Origin of the sequence: Ramlibacter cellulosilyticus (assembly GCF_014297465.1) — a bacterium.
GTDB classification, from domain to species: Bacteria; Pseudomonadota; Gammaproteobacteria; order Burkholderiales; family Burkholderiaceae_C; genus Ramlibacter; species Ramlibacter cellulosilyticus.
The window spans coordinates 1,090,369-1,106,623 of sequence record NZ_JACORT010000001.1 but is presented as its reverse complement, the minus strand read 5'-3'; the positions used below and the strand labels follow the sequence as shown (position 1 = coordinate 1,106,623).

Sequence of the window (16,255 nt, the reverse complement as noted above, 5' to 3'; positions counted from 1 at the left end):
GCCTAGTCGGCCTTGATGCCCACGGCCTTCACGATCTGCGCCGTGCTGTCCGCTTCGGCGGCGACCTGCCGCGCGAAGTCGCGCGCGGTGCCGCCGGTGGGCACGTTCTCGCTCGCGACCAGGCGCTTGCGCACGTCCTCGGACTCCAGCGCCTTGTTGATCTCGCCGTTCAGGCGGTCCGAGATGCGCACCGGCAGGTTGCCCGGCGCGAAGAAGCCGAACTGCGACGACAGGTTCGCGGCCGGGAAGCCCAGCTCCGCGAGCGTCGGCACCTGCGGGAGCGTGTCCAGGCGCCGCGGCGCACCCACGGCGAGGGGCCGCAGGCGGCCGGACTTGATGTGCTCGCTGATCACGGGCCCGGCGTTCGTCGACAGCACCTCGAACTGGCCGCTCAGCGCATCGGTGACCTGCTGGCCGCCGCCCTTGTACGGGATGTGGACCATGCGGACCTTCGCCGCGGCCTGCAGCTGCTCCAGCATGAGGTGGCCCAGCGACGCCTGGCCGGAAGTCGCCCAGCGGATCGTGTTCGGCCAGTCGCGGGCGCGCGTGAGCAGCTCGCGGAAGTCGCGCGCCGCCAGGGCGGGCGTGGCGAGCAGCAGCACGGGGGAGATCATGGCGCTGGCGACCGGCGTGAAGTCCTTCTCCGCGTCGTAAGGCACCTTGCCGACGACGGGGCTGAGCGTCAGCGGGCTGATGGCGGAGAACGCCAGCGTGTGGCCATCGGGCTGCGCCTTGGCGAGCACGTCCATGCCGATGGTGCCGCTCGCGCCGGCCTTGTTCTCGACGACGACCGGCTGGCCCAGGGCCGCGGCGAGCTTTTCGCCGATGGCGCGGGCGACGAGGTCGCTCACGCCTCCCGTCGGATACGGAACGATGATGCGGATGGGCCGCGAGGGCCACGTCTGCGCGTGGAGCGGAAGGGCCAGCGCGGCGAGGCCGGCGAGCGCGCTGCGGCGGGTGAACTGCTGCAAGGCGCCCTCCTCAGTCCAGCTGCAGCTTGCGCTCGCGGATCAGGCGCGACCACTTCTCGTTGTCGGCCTTCACGAAGGCCGCGAACTCGTTCGGGCCCTGCGAATGCACTTCGGCGCCCGACGACGCGAACTTCGCGCGCACCTCGGGCTGCGCCAGCACGCCGGACAGCGCCGCGGCCAGGCGATCGACGACCTCGCGCGGCATGCCCGCGGGGCCGACCAGCCCCTGGAAGCCGACGGTCTCCATGCCGGCGATGCCCAGCTCGCGCACGGTCGGCACGTCGGGCAGTTGGGGGTCGCGCTTCGGGCCGGTCACGGCCAGCGCCTTGAGCTTGCCGCCCTTCACGTGCGGCAGCAGCACGGTGCCGGCGTCCACCAGCAGCTGCGTCTGCCCGCCCATGAGGTCCTGCACCGCGGGGGCGCTGCCCTTGTACGGCACGTGCACCATGTCGAGGCCGGTGGCCTGGTTCATCAGCTCGCCGTTGAGGTGCGTGGACGTGCCGTTGCCGCCCGAGGCGAAGTTCACCTTGCCCGTGTTCGACCTGGCCCAGGTGACGAACTCGCGCAGGTCCTTCGCCGGATGGTCCGGGCGCGTGACGGCGATGTAGCTGCCCTGGCTGATCTGCCCGATGTACGTGAACTGGCGCACCGGGTCGTACGGCGGCTTCGACTGCAGCCACGGCGCGATCGCGAAGGGGCCGGTGTTGGCCAGCAGCAGCGTGTAGCCGTCCGGCGCCGCGCGCGTGAGCTCGGTGGCGGCGATCATGCCGCTCGCCCCCGGCTTGTACTCGATCACGATCTGCTGCTTCAGCGCGTCCTGCAGAGGCTGCTGGATGGTGCGCGCGGCGAAGTCGATGCCGCCGCCGGGCGGGTAGCCGACGATCAGGCGGATCGGCTTGGAAGGATAGGCCTGCGCGGCGGCAAGCGTGGCCGCGCCAGCGAGGGCGCAGAAGGAGAGGAGTCGCTTCAGTGTCGTCATGGTCTTGCTCGGGTCACCCCCGCGGGTGGTGCTGCGCATGCAGCACCTTCAGCCGCTCGCGGGCGATGTGGGTATAGATGGTAGTGGTGGAGATGTCGGCATGCCCCAACAGCATCTGCACGGCGCGCAGGTCCGCGCCGTGGTTCAGCAGGTGCGTGGCGAAGGCATGACGCAAGGTGTGCGGCGACAGCGGCGCGGTGATCCCGGCGGTGCGCGCGTGCTTCTTCACGATGATCCAGAACATGGACCGGGTCATGCCCTGCCCGCGCGCGGTGACGAACAGGTCTTCGCTCTGCTGGCCGGCGAGGATGGCGCCGCGCGCCTCGGCGAGGTAGCGCACGATCCAGTCGCGTGCCACCTGGCCGAAGGGCACCAGGCGCTCCTTGCTGCCCTTGCCCAGCACGCGCAGCACGCCTTCGTTCATGCCGACGTTGAAGGTCTTGAGGCCGACCAGTTCGCTCACGCGCAGGCCGCTCGCGTACATCACTTCCAGCATCGCGCGGTCGCGCAGGCCGAGCGGCGTGTCGACGTCGGGCGCAGCGAGCAAGGCCTCGACCTGCGCCTCGGTGAGCGTCTTGGGCACGCGCAGCGGCTGCTTGGCGGACTGCAGGCGCAGCGTGGGGTCGGCGGTGATGAGGCGCTCGCGCAGCGCCCAGCGGAAGTAGCGCTTGAAGACCGTGAGCCGCCGGTTCGCCGACGTCGCCTTCGTGTCCGCGTGCCGCGCGGCGAAATAGGCCTGCAGGTCGGCTTCGTCCGTGGCCGGAAGCTGCCGCCCGCGCTGGGCGAGCCAGCGCGCGTAGAGCTCCAGGTCGCGGCGGTAGGCCGCGAGCGTGTTGCGCGACAGGCCCTCCTCGAGCCAGAGGGCGTCGATGAAGGTGTCTATCGCATCCGACATGGAGACCGTCATCCCCGCGCAGGCGGGGATCAATCCAGCTTCAGCTTCGCCGACTCCACGACCTTCTTGTACACGTCGTACTCCGCCTTGATCTGCGCGGCGAACTGGTCGGGCGTGTTGCCGACGATGATGGAGCCGGTGTCCTCGATGCGCTTGCGCACGGCGGGGTCCTGCAGCGCCTTCATGGTGCCGTCGTGGATCTTCGCCGCGATCTCCTTCGGCAGCCCCTTGGGGCCGACGATGCCGTAGTAGGCCAGGCGGTTCACCGGCTCCAGGCCCACTTCCTTGAACGTGGGCACGTTCGGCAGGTCCTTCAGGCGCTGGGGCGCGGCCACGACGATCGGGATCAGGCGGCCTTCCTTGATGAAGGGCAGCGCGGACGGCAGGTTGTCGAAGATCATCGGCACCTGGCCGGCCACCGTGTCGTTCAGGGCCGGGCCCGCGCCACGGTAGGGGATGTGGGTCACGAAGGTGCCCGACATCGTCTTGAACAGCTCCATCTGCAGGTGGCCGATGCCGCCGGTGCCGGAGGAGGAGTACGAGTACTTGCCCGGGTTCTTCTTCAGCTCCGCCACGAAGGCCTTGTAGTCCTTGGCCGGGAAGCTGGGATGCACCGCGATCACGTTGGGCGTGGCGGCGATGTTGATGATCGGCGTGAAGTCGCTGATCGGGTTGTACGGGATCTTGGGGTTGATCGCGGGGTTGGCCGCCGTGGTGGAGACCGTCGCGACGCCCAGCGTGTAGCCGTCGGGCGTCGCACGCACCAGTTCCTGCGCGCCGACCACGCCGCCGCCGCCCGCCTTGTTCTCGACGATCACGCTCTGACCGAGCTGCTTGCCGAGGGGCTCGGAGATCACGCGGCCCACGATGTCCGTGGTGCCGCCCGGCGCGAAGGGCACGATCAGGCGGATCACCTTGTTCGGATAGCCCTGCGCGAAGGCGGGGGCGGCCGCGATGGCCAGGACGCCCGCGGCAGCGGCGATCCAGACACGTCGATTCATTCAAGTCTCCTGGTTCGGAAAACCCGCATCCTAAGGCTATCCTGCGGGCCGTGAATTTCCTGCACTTGCTCCTTCCTGACTTCGCCCTGATCCTTTGCGGTTACGTCGTCTGCCGCTACACCGCCCTGAACCGCACCGTCTGGGAGCAGGTGGAGAGCCTGGTGTACTTCTTCCTGTTTCCGGTGCTGCTGTTCCAGTCCATCGTGCGCAGCCCGCTGGACCTGGGCGCCACCTCCAGCCTGATCGGGGCGGGCCTGCTGCTCGGGGTGAGCGGCATCGCCCTCGCCTACCTGCTGCCGCACCTGCCCGGGCTGGCCGGCCGCATCGACGCGCGCGAGCATGCGGGGGCGGCGCAGGTCGCCTTCCGGTTCAACTCGTACATCGCGCTCGCCCTGTCCGAGCGCCTCGCCGGCCCGCAGGGCCTGCTGCTGATCGCCGTCCTGATCGGCGTCTGCGTGCCGCTGTTCAACGTGGCGGCGGTCTGGCCGATGGCGCGCCATTCGCGGACCGGCTTCGCGCGGGCGCTGCTGCGCAACCCGCTGATCATCGCCACGGCCCTGGGCCTGGCCGCCAACTTCGCCGGCTTCCGCGTGCCGGCCTGGCTGGAGCCGACGGTCGCGCGCGTGGGCGGCGCCTCGATTCCGCTGGGCCTCATGGCGGCCGGCGCCGGGATGCGATTGGGGCACCTCGCGAACCAGAAGGCGCTGAGCGCCGGCGTGCTGGCCATCCGCCACCTGCTGCTGCCTTTCGTGGCCGCGGCGCTCGCCTGGGCCTTCCGGCTGGAGCCGATGCAGGCGACGGTGCTGCTCGCGTTCTCGGCGCTGCCGACGGCTTCGAGCTGCTACGTGCTCACCTCGCGCATGGGGTACAACGGGCCGTACGTGGCGGGGCTGGTGACCTTGTCGACGTTGCTGGGGCTGGCGAGCCTGCCGCTGGCGCTGGGGGTGTTGCGGGCGTGGGTGGCGGCGTAGGCGTGCTGGGGTGCGCTTCGCGCAACCCAGCCTACGAACGCCGCGAACCCGGAGCCTGGCTGTCCCCCTGCCCCAACGCCCACTCCACATGCTCGCGCACGACCCCATCCGGATGCCCCGCCCGCGCCTGCAACGCCGCCCGCATCTCCGCGTCCTCGCCCTTGCGCAGCGCATTCCCCATCGCCACCGCGATGTTGCGCAACCACCGCGCATGGCCGATCCGCCGGATCGGGCTGCCTTCGGTGAAACGCAGGAACTCCTCCTCGTTCCACGCGAAGAGCGCGACCAGCGACTGCCCCACGAGCCCCGCACGCGGCGCGAAATCGGGCACCAGCGCAGGCTGGGCGAACTTGTTCCAGGGGCACACCAGCTGGCAGTCGTCGCAGCCGTAGATCCGGTTGCCCATGAGCGGCCGCAGCTCCACCGGGATGGACCCTGCGTGCTCGATCGTCAGGTACGAGATGCACCGGCGCGCATCCAGCCGGTAAGGCGCCACGATCGCCCCCGTGGGGCACACGTCCAGGCAAGCGTGGCAGCTGCCGCAGTGGTCGCCCACCGGTTCCGTGGGCGGCAGGGCGACGTCCACGTAGATCTCCCCCAGGAAGAACATCGAGCCGCCTTCCCGGTTCAGCACCAGCGTGTGGCGACCGCGCCAGCCCTGGCCGCTGCGCGCCGCGAGCTCCACTTCCAGCACCGGCGCGGAGTCCGTGAAGACGCGATGCCCGAACGGGCCGATGGCGTCCGCAATGCGGTCCGCCAGCTTTTGCAATCGGTTGCGAAGGACCTTGTGGTAGTCCCGCCCCCGCGCGTAAAGCGACACGATGCCTTCCGTGGGCCGCTCCAGCCGGTCGAACTCGATCGCCTGCCAGCCCTCGGGTGTGGCGGCCAGGTAATCCATGCGTGCGGTAATCACGGATGTCGTGCCCGGCACCAGTTCCGCGGGCCTTGCGCGGCGCAGTCCATGCGCCTGCATGTAGTCCATGGATCCATGGAATCCGTTAGCCAGCCAGGCGAGAAGCCCGGGTTCGGCCGTGGAAAGGTCGACGCCGGCCACGCCGATTTGGGAAAATCCCAGCTCGCGCGCCCAGTCACGCAACCGGGCGAGCTGCAAAGGACCATCGCTCTGGGAACCGTCGAACACCACCCGCCGATTGTAGGAACGGCACCCCGACCCCTCACGTGGCAGGGCGAGGACGACACGCGCGCCTTCGCCGAACGCCTGGCCGCGCGCCCCGCCATCGCCGATGCCTTCATCGCCCTGCACGGCGACCTCGGCGCCGGCAAGACCACGCTGGTGCGCCACCTGCTGCGCGCCCTGGGCGCCGAGGGCCGCATCAAGTCCCCGACCTATGCCGTCGTCGAACCGTACGAGCTCCCGGGCCTCGCCGCCTGGCACTTCGACTTCTACCGCTTCGACGACGCGCGCGAGTGGGAGGACGCGGGGCTGCGCGACATCTTCGCGAGCCCCGGCCTCAAGCTGGCCGAATGGCCCGAGAAGGCCGCCGCGGTGCTGCCCGTGGCCGACCTCGACATCCACCTCGCGCTCGCCGAGGACGACGTCACCCGCATCGTGACCCTGCACGCCAACACGGCGCGCGGCCGGGAGCTGCTCGCATGAAGCGCCGCTCCCTGCTCCAGGGCGGCAGCCTCGTGCTGCTGCTGGGCGCGCGCGAGCTCGCCTTCGGCGCCACCATCGTCGCGGTGCGCCTGTGGCCCGCGCCCGAGTACACGCGCCTCACCATCGAGTCCGACGGCCTGCTCGAAAGCCGCATGACCAGCCGCCCCGGCGTGTTCACGCTGGACGTGGACGGCCTCGCGCTCGACCCCACGCTGCGCGAGCTGGTCGCCAAGGTGAAGGCCGACGATCCCTTCATCGGCTCCATCCGCATCCTGCAGCACGCGGCCGACACGGTGCGGCTGCAGGTGGAGCTGAAGCAGCCGGCGCTGCCGCAGATGTTCCACCTGCCGCCGGTGGCCGCGTACAAGAACCGGCTGGTGGTCGATTTCTTCCCGCCCAGGCCCGTGGACCCGCTCGAGGCCCTGATCGCCGAGCGCATGAAGGAGAAAGGCCCCGTGCTCCAGCGGGCGCCGGCACCGGCCGCTCCTGCGCCGGATCCGCTGGGCGAGCTGATCGCGCAGCAGATGCAGCGGCCGCCGCGCGCCACGACGGTGCCCGCCGCCGAAGTGCAGGCGCCCGCGCTCGCGATGGCCAAGACGGACCGGCTGATCATCGTCGCCCTGGACCCCGGCCACGGCGGCGAGGACCCGGGCGCCGTCGGCCCGAGCGGCACGCGCGAGAAGGACGTCGTGCTGCAGATCGCGCACATGCTGCGCGCGCGCATCAACGCCACCAGCGTGAACGGCAGCCCCATGCGGGCCTTCCTCACGCGCGACGCCGACTTCTTCGTGCCGCTGCACGTGCGCGTGGAGAAGGCTCGCCGCGTGCAGGCCGACCTGTTCGTGAGCATCCATGCCGATGCCTTCATGACGCCGACCGCGCGCGGCGCCAGCGTGTTCGCGCTGAGCCACGGCGGCGCGTCCAGCACCGCGGCGCGCTGGATCGCGGACAAGGAGAACAAGGCGGACCTGATCGGCGGCGTGAACATCAAGTCGCAGGACCAGCACGTCATGCGCGCGATGCTGGACATGAGCACCACCGCGCAGATCAAGGACAGCCTCAAGCTCGGAAGCGCCCTCCTCGGCGAGATCGGCAACGTGGGCCGCCTGCACAAGGCGCAGGTCGAACAGGCCGGCTTCGCGGTGCTGAAGGCGCCGGACATCCCCAGCGTGCTGGTGGAGACCGCGTTCATCTCGAACCCGGAAGAAGAAGCGAAGCTGCGCAGCGGCGACTACCAGGAGCAGCTGGCGGATGCGCTGATGCGCGGCATCGAGCGCTACTTCTCGCGCAACCCGCCGCTGGCGCGCAACCGGCCGCTCTGATCCCGGGAACCATGCGGCGTCCGATGAGGCGCCGCATGGATGCCGGGTCGAGCCCGGCATGACAAGCCACGCCCAGACGACACCTCCATGGTCCCGGTTCCTACAGCCCGGCAAACGCGGCCTGCCTACATTCGTTGGCACAGGTTGCCGCGCCTCCCGCGGTATTCGAACAACTCGATTTGGAAGGTGTTTCACATGAAGACCAAGATCCTCTCCGCCGCCGTGCTTGCCGCTTCCCTGCTGGGCCTGGGTGGCTGCGCCTCGATGGACCGCACGACGGTCGGTACCGTGGGTGGTGCCGTGGTCGGCGGCCTGGTGGGCTCCGCCGTGGGCGGCACGGGTGCCACGATCCTGGGCGCCGGTGCCGGTGCCTACCTGGGCAACCAGGCCGCGAAGCGCTGATGACGTTCCGGAGGCGCGGCCGCTAGCGGCAGCCTTCCGATCGGAGTCGAAAACGAGAGGGCCGGAACGCGAGTTCCGGCCCTTTTCCTTGCGTGCCTCAGCGACGGAGCATGCGCCTGCAAGCAGTGACGGCAGGGACGACAGCCATACGCAGGCGCTTCCTACAGTTCCGCAGAGCCCCGGTTCCTAGAGTGAAAGGCACAGGTCGCCGCGGCCCTTCGCGGCATGTCGCAAACGCATTCGGAGAAGTTCATGAAGACCAAGATCCTGTCCGCGGCCGTCCTCGCCGCTTCGCTCGTTGGCCTCGGTGGCTGCGCCACGATGGACCGCCAGACCGTCGGCACCGTGGGTGGCGCGGTGGTGGGTGGCGTCGTCGGCAACGCCGTGGGCGGCACCGGCGCGACGATCCTGGGGGCCGGCGCCGGCGCCCTGCTGGGGAACCAGCTGACGAAGCCGGGCGCGGCCCTGAATCGTTAAATCGGGTAGATCAGCGAGTTGAGCACCATCTCGCTGTCGTAGACGCACGTGCGGCTGGCCAGTTTCAGGCCGGCCGGCGTGCGCACGATCTCGTCGATGTAGCGGCCCACGTTGTAGACCTCGCTCGCATCGCCGGGACGCGTGCGGAACACGGCGTAGTTCGCCTGCGCGCGGATGCGGCCGTCCTGCTCGCCCAGCACCAGCGCCGGGCCGACCACGTGCCGCGTGTAGTACGGGCCGTGGTAGATCGTCTGCGTGACGCCGTACACGCGGTCCTTCATCATGCCCTGGCTCTCCAGCGCGATGAGCGCCAGCGGCAGGCCGCGGTCGAAGTTCTCGCGCGCCTGCACCTTGTAGTGGCCGTCTTCGAGGAAGAACGCGGGCCACTCGTCGAAGCGGCGTTCGTCGAGCGCGGCGGCATAGGCGGCATTCAGCTGGTCGACCTCCAGCTGCAGCATCAGCTTCTCCATCATGCGCCCATCACCTTGCGCCAGTAGGCGTACATGCTGCGGATCAGGGTCTCCGTGACCATGTGCTCGGTGCCCTGCGTGTCCGTGCCTCCGAGCTCGCACAGCGTCTCGCCGTCCCCGCCCCACTGGCGGAAGCCGTCCTGGCTGAACTGGATCACCTCGCCGTCGTCGGCGCTCACGAAGCCCGCGGGGCCGAACAGGTTGGCCTGGCGCAGCCGCCGGCGCGTCATCTCCTCGCTGTCGTCGGCGAAGCCGAAGTGCGTCCACACGAAGTCGAACTCGCCTTCGCCGCGCGGCACGATGTGGCGCGTGGACAGCGAGTTCACCTGCTGCTGGATGATGAGGCTCGGAAACAGCGTGATCATGGTGACCGAGGGCATGATCTCCGTGCCGGGGTTGGACGGGTCGTCGACCTTCCACCACGGCTCGGGCACCACGTCCAGCAGGCGCGTGTCGTTCAGCGCCATGTCGGCCTTGAAGCTGGTCACGCCCTGCGTCACCGCCTTGTTCTCGCCGCCGTCGTTGCGGCGGGAGATCATCACCGCGTGCCTTCCGTGCGCGTCCATCACCATGCGGCTCTTCTGGTCGGCGCGCCACAGCCCGAAGGTGACGAACCAGGTGTGGAGCAGGCCCGGGTGGTACGGGTCCTTGATGTTCTCCATCATCAGCTTCCAGTTGCCCGGGATGCGCTGGCGGTTGTATCCGAGCAGCGAGAGCTTGCGGCCGGAGAAGATGCGGTCCAGCCAGGGCAGGACCTGCGGGCCGAGGTAGTCCTCCAGCGGCTCCGCGTCCTCGCTGAAGGTGGCGAAGACGAGCCCGTGCATCACCGCGACGCGCAGCTTCGTGAGCCCGTGCTGCTTCACGTCGAAGTCCGCCGGCATGCCGCCGTGCACGCAGGGCTGGCCCTGCGCGTCGACCGCCTGCACGCCATCCTTGAACGGCAGCCCCGCGAGCTCGCCATTGAGCTTGTACGTCCACTGGTGGTACGGGCACACGAAGCTGCGCGCGTTGCCGTGCGGCTGCTGGCAGAAGCGCACGCCGCGGTGCGCGCAGCGGTTCTCCACGACGCGGATCCCGTGGTCGGTGGCGCGGTCCTTCGGCGCGACGCGGTCCCGCACCAGGATCACCTGGCGCTCGCCCACCCAGGTGAGGCGGTAGTCCCCGACGTTCGGCACCTCGACCTCCAGGCCGACGTAGCACCAGTGCGGGCCGTAGAAGATCTTCTCCAGCTCGCGGGCGTAGAGCTGGGGATCGGTGTAGGCCCAGAAGGGCACGCGGCTGGAACCGGGCCGGCTCCAGCGGGACAGGGTGTCGGGGGCGTTCATCGGGGCGTCTCCTGCCCCGATGATATGCATGCTTAGGGTCTGGGGTCTAGCGGCTCGCCGGGTCGCCGGAATCGCGCGTGTTCCCGTAGCTGTCGCTCGTGGGCGCGTCCTTGTCCTTCAGGCCGGGAGACGGCTCGCCGGGGACCTTCGGGTTCTTCTGCTCGCTCGCTTCGCTGCGCTCGCCGGGCGGGTTGTGGGTGGCGTCGGGCTTGTTCTGCTCGGGCATGGGACTCTCCTTGTTCCCGCCAATCTAGGACGGCCGCGGCACGCGCGGTGTAGGAAGGCCCCGCCTATGCGCCGCGCCGCGGGCTGCGCGCGCGCGGCTTGCGCGGGGCCGGCGCTTCGTCCGCCCTGGCCGGCGTGCCCGCGTCGAGCTTGCGCAGCAGCAGTTCCATGCCGTCGAGCGCGCGCGCGTGCACTTCGGGGGCCAGCATGCCGGTGAGCATCGCCATCTCCATCCCGATCCAGAAGTTGCAGATCCAGCAGGCGATCACCTCCGCGTCCACCGGCAGGTCGGGCCGGTGCTGCGCGACCGCCTCGCGCGTGGCCTGCGCCACCACTTCGTACCAGGCGGTGAGGCGCGGGCGGAACTCGTTGCGCAGCGCTTCGTTGGACATGCTCGCGGCGTAGAGCTCCATGAGCACGCGCACGAAGCCGGAGGCGAGGTCGTTCTCGAAGAAGCGGCGCGCCTGCGCCCACTTGTCCGCATAGCCGCCGGGCGCGCGGTACATGCGCTCCTGCCGATCGAGCAGGCGGCGGTTCGCCTCGTCGAGGACGGCGATGACCAGCTTGTCCTTGCTCTCGAAGTGATAGTTGATCAGCGCGAAGTTCACGCCCGCGTCGCGTGCGATCTCGCGCACGCTGAGGGCCGCGTAGCCTTCGCGCGCCAGCCGCTGGTACGCGGCTTCGAGGATGCGCTGGCGCGTGTCGCGCCGCGCCGGCGCCGGCGCGCCTGCGGCAGGATCGTCCCCGGTGGTGGCTCTTGAACGTTTGTTCAACGCGGCGAGTGTCGCGGCGCGCCGATGCGCTGTCAAGCGCCCCTCACCCGTTCGGCGGATTTGACAAGCGGGGTCCCGCCGCCTAATTTGAACACCCGTTCAAATCAGGAGCCCCCCATGCGACGCGTCCTGCTCTTCCTCTACAGCCTGGCGGCCTACGCCCTCTTCCTGGGCGTGTTCCTCTACCTCATCGCCTTCGTCGGCAACCTGGGCGTGCCGCGCTCGGTCGACGCCGGCCCTGCGACGGACACGGCGACCGCGGTCGCCCTCGACCTGCTGCTGGTCGCCCTCTTCGGCCTGCAGCACTCGGTGATGGCGCGCCCGGCGTTCAAGCGCTGGATCACGCGCTCGCTGCCCGCGCCGGTGGAGCGCAGCACGTTCGTGCTGCTTGCTTCGCTGGTGCTGGCGCTGCTGTTCTGGCAATGGCGGCCGCTGCCGGCCACGGTGTGGCACGCGGAAGGCGGCGTCGCGGTCCTGCTCTGGATCGTGTTCGGCCTCGGGTGGGGCACCGTGCTGCTCTCCACCTTCCTGATCAACCACTTCGACCTGTTCGGCCTGCGCCAGACCTGGGTGCACCTGCGGCAGCGGGCGCTGGAGCCGCTCGCCTTCCGCACGACGCTGCTGTACCGCGTCGTCCGGCACCCGATCATGCTGGGCTTCCTGCTGGCGTTCTGGGCCATCCCGCTGATGACGGCGGGCCACCTGCTGTTCGCCGCGGCGATGACGGTCTACATCCTGGTCGGCGTGCACCACGAAGAGCGCGACCTCGTGCGCAGCCTCGGCCGCGACTACGTGGACTACCGGCGCCGCACGCCGGCCTTCGTGCCCGGGTTGCCCGGTGCGCGCAGCGACCTGCCCGTCACGCCGGAGCCGACGGAGCTGCAGCCCGGACGCTGAGGCTCAGGAGCCGGCGCCGACGGCCGCGTTGCGGCGCGCCTTCCAGGCGCCGGCCAGCACCAGCACGCCGGGGATGAGGATCATCGCCCAGATGATCTTGTCCAGGTTCTCCTTGACCCAGGGAATGCTGCCGAAGAAGTAGCCGGCGGTGATGATGCCCCCCACCCACAGCGCGCCGCCGGTCACGTCGTAGAAGGTGAACTTGCTGCGCGTCATCTGGGCCACTCCGGCCACGAAGGGCGCGAAGGTGCGCAGGAACGGCATGAAGCGCGCCAGCACGATGGTGATGCCGCCGTACTTCTCGTAGAAGGCATGCGCCTGCTCGAAGGCGCGCTTGTTGAAGAAGCGCGACTGCTCCCACTGGAACACCCGTGGCCCGATGTAGCGCCCGATCGTGTAGTTGCTCTGGTTGCCCAGCACCGCCGCGGTGAGCAGCAGCGCGATCGACAGCGAATAGTCCATCAGCCCCACGCCGCACAGCGCGCCGACGACGAACAACAGGGAGTCTCCCGGCAGGAAAGGCATCACGACGACGCCGGTCTCGACGAAGATGATCAGGAACAACAGGGCGTAGACCCAGTTGCCGTAGTTCGTCACGAAGGCTTCGAGGTAGCGGTCGACGTGCAGGATGAAGTCGACGAGCAGCATGATGGCGTCCATGGCCGGGGATTATCCCCGGCCGGACGCCGCGTACAGGCGCTGCGCATGCACGCCCAGGCCCTGCGCGACGCTGGCGTGCCGGTCTCCCGTCACCGGGCGGGCGCGCGGCACGGCCGCCGCGATGCGCTGCACGAGCGGCAGGAAGCCCGTCGAGCCACCGGTGAGGTACAGCACGTCGACGCCGTCCGGCGCGACGCCGGCTGCGCGCAGGGTCTCCCGCGCCGCCGTGACGATGCGCTCCAGGTCCGCGTCCAGCGCCCGCGCCGCCTCGCCCTCGTCCAGCCGGGCCGCGAGCCCGCGCTCCACCAGGTGCAGGTCGATGTCCGTGCTGCCGCCTTCGGCGACCGCGATCTTCGCGGCCTCGGCCTGCGCCAGCAGCGCGTGCCCGAGGTGGTGCTCCACCACGTCCATCAGGCGCGCATGCTGGCGCGGGTCGCCGTAGAACGGCTTCATGCGGCGCAACTCGTGCACGCGCGGCCGCGTGTACAGCGTGTTGACCAGGTGCCACGTGGCCAGGTCGAAATACACGCGGCTGGGCACTTCGCGCGGCGGGCCGTCGGGGCGCGCCGGGCCGAGGCCGCGGTAGCCGCAGAACGGCAGGATCGCGGCGAGGTCCACCTGACGGTCGAAGTCGGTGCCGGCGACGTGCACGCCGTGGTTGGCGAGGATGTCCTCGCGCCGGTCCAGGCGCGCGCGGCGCTCGGGGCCGACGCGCACGAGCGAGAAGTCGGAGGTGCCGCCGCCGATGTCGGCGACCAGCACCAGTTCCTCGCGGGCCAGGTGCTGCTCGTAGTCCAGCGCGGCGGCGATGGGCTCGTACTGGAAGCTCACCTCGGTGAAGCCGGTGCTGCGCGCGGCGGCTTCCAGCGCGGCCTGGGCCTGCGCGTCGCGCGCGGGGTCGTCGTCGACGAAGTACACGGGCCGGCCCAGCACGGCCCGCGCGAGGGGCGCGCCGACCGCGGCCTCGGCCAGCGCCTTCAGGTGCTGGAGGTAGCCGCCCACCACGTCGAGGTAGCGCACGGCGTGGCCGGCACCGACCTCGGTCTGCTGGTCGGCCAGGGTGGAGCCCAGCACGCTCTTCATCGAGCGCATGAGCCGGCCCTCGTGGCCTTCGGTATAGGCGGCCAGGGCCGCGCGCCCGTAGAGGCGCAGCGGCGGCTCGTGGGCGGCGCGGCCTTCCACCTGGTAGAAGACCGCGGTGGGCATGGTGGGCTGACCGTCCTCGACGGGGACGAGGGCCATGGCACCGGCGGCGGACGGGACGGCGATGGCGGAGTTCGAGGTGCCGAAATCGATGGCGCAGAAGGCGCCCGGGCTTGCTGCTGCGGTCATGGGGGCGCGGATTGTAGTTCCCGCAGCCTCCTAGAATGGGCGCCAGATGAACGCCGTCCTGTCCCCGCCGCCCCGCCGCCCGATCCGGGAACTGCCCGACGAACTGGTGAGCCAGATCGCCGCGGGCGAGGTGGTGGAGCGGCCGGCTTCGGTCGTGCGCGAGCTCGTCGACAACGCCCTGGACGCCGGCGCCACGCAGGTCACCGTGCGGCTGCTCGCCGGCGGCGTGCGGCTGATCTCCATCGAGGACGACGGCTGCGGCATCGAGCGCGAGCAGTTGCCGCTGGCCCTGAAGCGCCACGCGACGAGCAAGATCGGCTCACTGGCGGACCTGGAATCCGTGGGAACCATGGGCTTCCGCGGCGAGGCGCTGGCGGCGATCGCCTCCGTGTCCGAACTGCACCTGCTCTCGCGCACCGCAGGCCAGCCGAACGCCTTCCTGCTGGACGCGTCGAGCGGCGAGCTGCGGCCGGCCGCGCGTTCGACCGGGACCACGGTCGAAGTGAAGGAGCTGTTCTTCAGCACGCCGGCGCGCCGCAAGTTCCTCAAGACCGATGCGACCGAGCTGGCTCACTGTCTCGAAGCCGTGCGCCGCCATGCGCTCGCGCGCCCGGACGTCGGCTTCACGGTGTGGCACGAAGGCAAGCTGTGCGAGCAGTGGCGCGCCGGCACGCGCGAACAGCGGCTGTCGGACGTGCTCGGCGAAGACTTCCTCGCCGACAGCGTGGCCGTGGAGCGCACCGTGGGCCCGCTGCGCGTGACCGGCCGTGCGGGCATTCCCGACGCGGCGCGTTCGCGCGCCGACTGGCAGTTCGCCTACGTCAACGGCCGCTTCGTGCGCGACAAGGTGATCACGCACGCGGCCCGCAGCGCCTACGAAGACCTGCTGCACGGCCAGCGCCAGCCGGTGTACGTGCTGTACGTGGAGATCGACCCCACGCGCGTCGACGTCAACGTGCACCCCACGAAGATCGAGGTCCGCTTCCGCGACAGCCGCGAGGTGCACCAGGCGGTGCGGCACGCGGTGGAGTCCGCCCTGTCCGCGCCGCGCGCGGCGCAGGCGGCGAATCCGCAGGCGGTCCTTCCCGTCGCGCCGGAGCCCGCACCGGCGATGCCGGCGTGGCGGCAGCCGGCGATCCCCTTTGCCGGCGAACGCGTACAGGACATCGGCGCCCTGTGGGCCAAGCCGCAGGCGACGGCTGTAGGGTGGCGCGGCGAAGCCGCGGAAGGTGAGCGCAGCGAACCCCACCGCCCCGCCGAAGGCGGCCCGCCCTCCACGCCACTGCCCGAGGGCGCCTGGCCCCTCGGCCGCGCCATCGCCCAGCTCCAGGGCATCTACATCCTCGCCGAGAACGCCCAGGGCCTCGTCGTCGTCGACATGCACGCGGCCCACGAGCGCATCGTCTACGAGCGCCTCAAGACGCAGATGGACGCGCAGGCGATCCGCAGCCAGCCGCTGCTGATCCCCGCGACCTTCCCCGCCACGCCCGCGGAAGTCGCCACGGCCGAAGCGTCGCAGGCCACGCTGGAGATGCTCGGGCTGCAGGTCACCCCGTTCACGCCGAAGACCCTCGCCGTGCGCGCCGTGCCCGCCACGCTGGCGCAGGGCGACCCGGTGGAACTCGCGCGCAGCGTGCTCGCCGAACTGGCGCAGCACGACGCCAGCAGCGTCGTGGAACGCGCGCGCAACGAGCTGCTGGCCACGATGGCCTGCCACGGCGCCGTGCGCGCCAACCGCAAGCTGACGCTGGAGGAGATGAACGCCCTGCTGCGCCAGATGGAGGAGACCGAGCGCTCCGACCAGTGCAACCACGGCCGCCCCACCTGGCGGCAGCTCACGCTGCGCGAACTCGACGCGCTGTTCCTGCGGGGTCGCTGAACCGCAGGCGGGGTTCGCGCAGGCCCGGTAGGCTGGGTTCGCGCAGGCCCCGTAGGCT

18 protein-coding genes are annotated in these 16,255 nt (G+C 70.5%); 7 read left to right on the top strand and 11 right to left on the bottom strand.

Features of this window, described 5'->3' with window-relative positions:
- Positions 1 to 2: 2 nt before the first annotated feature.
- From H8N03_RS05565 to H8N03_RS05550, 4 genes are read right to left on the bottom strand one after another with little or no spacing between them, the layout of a single operon-like run.
- Complete coding sequence (locus H8N03_RS05565) at positions 3 to 971, bottom strand: Bug family tripartite tricarboxylate transporter substrate binding protein (RefSeq protein ID WP_187075100.1); 969 nt, start codon at positions 969 to 971, stop codon at positions 3 to 5.
- Positions 972 to 981: 10 nt separating this feature from the next.
- On the bottom strand, positions 982 to 1,989 hold the full coding sequence (locus tag H8N03_RS05560; RefSeq protein WP_255428038.1) for a Bug family tripartite tricarboxylate transporter substrate binding protein: 1,008 nt from the start codon (positions 1,987 to 1,989) through the stop codon (positions 982 to 984).
- Complete coding sequence (xerD, locus tag H8N03_RS05555; RefSeq protein ID WP_435531649.1) at positions 1,964 to 2,845, bottom strand: site-specific tyrosine recombinase XerD; 882 nt, start codon at positions 2,843 to 2,845, stop codon at positions 1,964 to 1,966. The genes H8N03_RS05560 and xerD overlap by 26 nt, the downstream gene beginning before the upstream one ends.
- Positions 2,846 to 2,874: 29 nt before the next feature.
- The gene (locus H8N03_RS05550) at positions 2,875 to 3,846 is read right to left on the bottom strand and encodes a tripartite tricarboxylate transporter substrate binding protein BugE (protein ID WP_187075098.1); all 972 of its coding nucleotides are present in this window, start codon (positions 3,844 to 3,846) and stop codon (positions 2,875 to 2,877) included.
- A 50-nt stretch (positions 3,847 to 3,896) separates the two neighbouring features.
- On the opposite strand from H8N03_RS05550, the gene H8N03_RS05545 reads away from it, so the two are divergent.
- Positions 3,897 to 4,817 (top strand): AEC family transporter, encoded by a 921-nt coding sequence (locus tag H8N03_RS05545; RefSeq protein WP_187075097.1) that lies wholly within the window; start codon positions 3,897 to 3,899, stop codon positions 4,815 to 4,817.
- A gap of 31 nt (positions 4,818 to 4,848) precedes the next feature.
- On the opposite strand, the gene queG is transcribed toward H8N03_RS05545, so the two are convergent.
- Positions 4,849 to 5,913, bottom strand: coding sequence for a tRNA epoxyqueuosine(34) reductase QueG (queG, locus tag H8N03_RS05540; protein WP_187075096.1), 1,065 nt, complete (start codon positions 5,911 to 5,913; stop codon positions 4,849 to 4,851).
- Positions 5,914 to 5,940: 27 nt separating this feature from the next.
- Between queG and tsaE the strand changes: the two genes are divergently transcribed.
- From tsaE to H8N03_RS05520, 4 genes are all read left to right on the top strand, one after another.
- The gene (gene tsaE, locus H8N03_RS05535; RefSeq protein WP_435531654.1) at positions 5,941 to 6,435 is read left to right on the top strand and encodes a tRNA (adenosine(37)-N6)-threonylcarbamoyltransferase complex ATPase subunit type 1 TsaE; all 495 of its coding nucleotides are present in this window, start codon (positions 5,941 to 5,943) and stop codon (positions 6,433 to 6,435) included.
- Complete coding sequence (locus H8N03_RS05530; RefSeq protein ID WP_187075094.1) at positions 6,432 to 7,757, top strand: N-acetylmuramoyl-L-alanine amidase; 1,326 nt, start codon at positions 6,432 to 6,434, stop codon at positions 7,755 to 7,757. Before tsaE ends, H8N03_RS05530 begins: the two co-directional genes overlap by 4 nt.
- A 195-nt stretch (positions 7,758 to 7,952) precedes the next feature.
- Positions 7,953 to 8,159 (top strand): YMGG-like glycine zipper-containing protein, encoded by a 207-nt coding sequence (locus H8N03_RS05525; RefSeq protein ID WP_187075093.1) that lies wholly within the window; start codon positions 7,953 to 7,955, stop codon positions 8,157 to 8,159.
- A 252-nt stretch (positions 8,160 to 8,411) separates the two neighbouring features.
- The gene (locus tag H8N03_RS05520; RefSeq protein ID WP_187075092.1) at positions 8,412 to 8,636 is read left to right on the top strand and encodes a YMGG-like glycine zipper-containing protein; all 225 of its coding nucleotides are present in this window, start codon (positions 8,412 to 8,414) and stop codon (positions 8,634 to 8,636) included.
- Here H8N03_RS05520 and H8N03_RS05515 read toward each other — a convergent pair.
- From H8N03_RS05515 to H8N03_RS05500, 4 genes are all read right to left on the bottom strand, one after another.
- Complete coding sequence (locus H8N03_RS05515) at positions 8,633 to 9,109, bottom strand: aromatic-ring-hydroxylating dioxygenase subunit beta (RefSeq protein ID WP_187075091.1); 477 nt, start codon at positions 9,107 to 9,109, stop codon at positions 8,633 to 8,635. The two genes, H8N03_RS05520 and H8N03_RS05515, sit on opposite strands and share 4 nt — an antisense overlap.
- Positions 9,106 to 10,431, bottom strand: a complete 1,326-nt coding sequence (locus H8N03_RS05510) for an aromatic ring-hydroxylating dioxygenase subunit alpha (protein ID WP_187075090.1) — start codon at positions 10,429 to 10,431, stop codon at positions 9,106 to 9,108. Before H8N03_RS05510 ends, H8N03_RS05515 begins: the two co-directional genes overlap by 4 nt.
- A 46-nt stretch (positions 10,432 to 10,477) precedes the next feature.
- Positions 10,478 to 10,657 carry a hypothetical protein gene (locus tag H8N03_RS05505; protein ID WP_187075089.1) on the bottom strand — a complete coding sequence of 60 codons (180 nt, stop codon included), beginning with the start codon at positions 10,655 to 10,657 and terminating at the stop codon, positions 10,478 to 10,480.
- A gap of 64 nt (positions 10,658 to 10,721) precedes the next feature.
- A complete protein-coding gene (locus H8N03_RS05500; protein ID WP_187075088.1) occupies positions 10,722 to 11,429 on the bottom strand; it encodes a TetR/AcrR family transcriptional regulator in 708 nt (235 codons plus the stop codon).
- Positions 11,430 to 11,546: 117 nt separating this feature from the next.
- Between H8N03_RS05500 and mddA the strand changes: the two genes are divergently transcribed.
- Positions 11,547 to 12,326 carry a methanethiol S-methyltransferase gene (gene mddA, locus H8N03_RS05495; RefSeq protein WP_187075087.1) on the top strand — a complete coding sequence of 260 codons (780 nt, stop codon included), beginning with the start codon at positions 11,547 to 11,549 and terminating at the stop codon, positions 12,324 to 12,326.
- Between the two features lie 3 nt (positions 12,327 to 12,329).
- Here mddA and H8N03_RS05490 read toward each other — a convergent pair whose 3' ends face one another.
- Complete coding sequence (locus H8N03_RS05490; RefSeq protein ID WP_187075086.1) at positions 12,330 to 12,986, bottom strand: VTT domain-containing protein; 657 nt, start codon at positions 12,984 to 12,986, stop codon at positions 12,330 to 12,332.
- Between the two features lie 9 nt (positions 12,987 to 12,995).
- Positions 12,996 to 14,318: an Hsp70 family protein gene (locus tag H8N03_RS05485; protein WP_187075085.1), complete on the bottom strand. Its 1,323-nt coding sequence runs from the start codon at positions 14,316 to 14,318 to the stop codon at positions 12,996 to 12,998.
- Between the two features lie 46 nt (positions 14,319 to 14,364).
- Here H8N03_RS05485 and mutL point away from each other — a divergent pair, with 46 nt between their 5' ends.
- Positions 14,365 to 16,197, top strand: coding sequence for a DNA mismatch repair endonuclease MutL (gene mutL / locus H8N03_RS05480; RefSeq protein ID WP_187075084.1), 1,833 nt, complete (start codon positions 14,365 to 14,367; stop codon positions 16,195 to 16,197).
- The last annotated feature ends 58 nt before the right edge of the window (positions 16,198 to 16,255 follow it).

What these genes read in the sequence shown, in the direction of transcription:
- H8N03_RS05525 (WP_187075093.1), top strand. Translation starts at nt 7,953, where the DNA reads ATGAAGACCAAGATCCTCTCCGCCGCCGTGCTTGCCGCTTCCCTGCTG.
- H8N03_RS05550 (WP_187075098.1), bottom strand. Translation starts at nt 3,846, where the DNA reads ATGAATCGACGTGTCTGGATCGCCGCTGCCGCGGGCGTCCTGGCCATC.
- H8N03_RS05520 (WP_187075092.1), top strand. Translation starts at nt 8,412, where the DNA reads ATGAAGACCAAGATCCTGTCCGCGGCCGTCCTCGCCGCTTCGCTCGTT.
- mddA (WP_187075087.1), top strand. Translation starts at nt 11,547, where the DNA reads ATGCGACGCGTCCTGCTCTTCCTCTACAGCCTGGCGGCCTACGCCCTC.
- mutL (WP_187075084.1), top strand. Translation starts at nt 14,365, where the DNA reads ATGAACGCCGTCCTGTCCCCGCCGCCCCGCCGCCCGATCCGGGAACTG.
- xerD (WP_435531649.1), bottom strand. Translation starts at nt 2,845, where the DNA reads ATGTCGGATGCGATAGACACCTTCATCGACGCCCTCTGGCTCGAGGAG.
- H8N03_RS05560 (WP_255428038.1), bottom strand. Translation starts at nt 1,989, where the DNA reads ATGCGCAGCACCACCCGCGGGGGTGACCCGAGCAAGACCATGACGACA.
- H8N03_RS05515 (WP_187075091.1), bottom strand. Translation starts at nt 9,109, where the DNA reads ATGATGGAGAAGCTGATGCTGCAGCTGGAGGTCGACCAGCTGAATGCC.
- H8N03_RS05485 (WP_187075085.1), bottom strand. Translation starts at nt 14,318, where the DNA reads ATGACCGCAGCAGCAAGCCCGGGCGCCTTCTGCGCCATCGATTTCGGC.
- H8N03_RS05505 (WP_187075089.1), bottom strand. Translation starts at nt 10,657, where the DNA reads ATGCCCGAGCAGAACAAGCCCGACGCCACCCACAACCCGCCCGGCGAG.
- H8N03_RS05530 (WP_187075094.1), top strand. Translation starts at nt 6,432, where the DNA reads ATGAAGCGCCGCTCCCTGCTCCAGGGCGGCAGCCTCGTGCTGCTGCTG.
- H8N03_RS05490 (WP_187075086.1), bottom strand. Translation starts at nt 12,986, where the DNA reads ATGGACGCCATCATGCTGCTCGTCGACTTCATCCTGCACGTCGACCGC.
- H8N03_RS05510 (WP_187075090.1), bottom strand. Translation starts at nt 10,431, where the DNA reads ATGAACGCCCCCGACACCCTGTCCCGCTGGAGCCGGCCCGGTTCCAGC.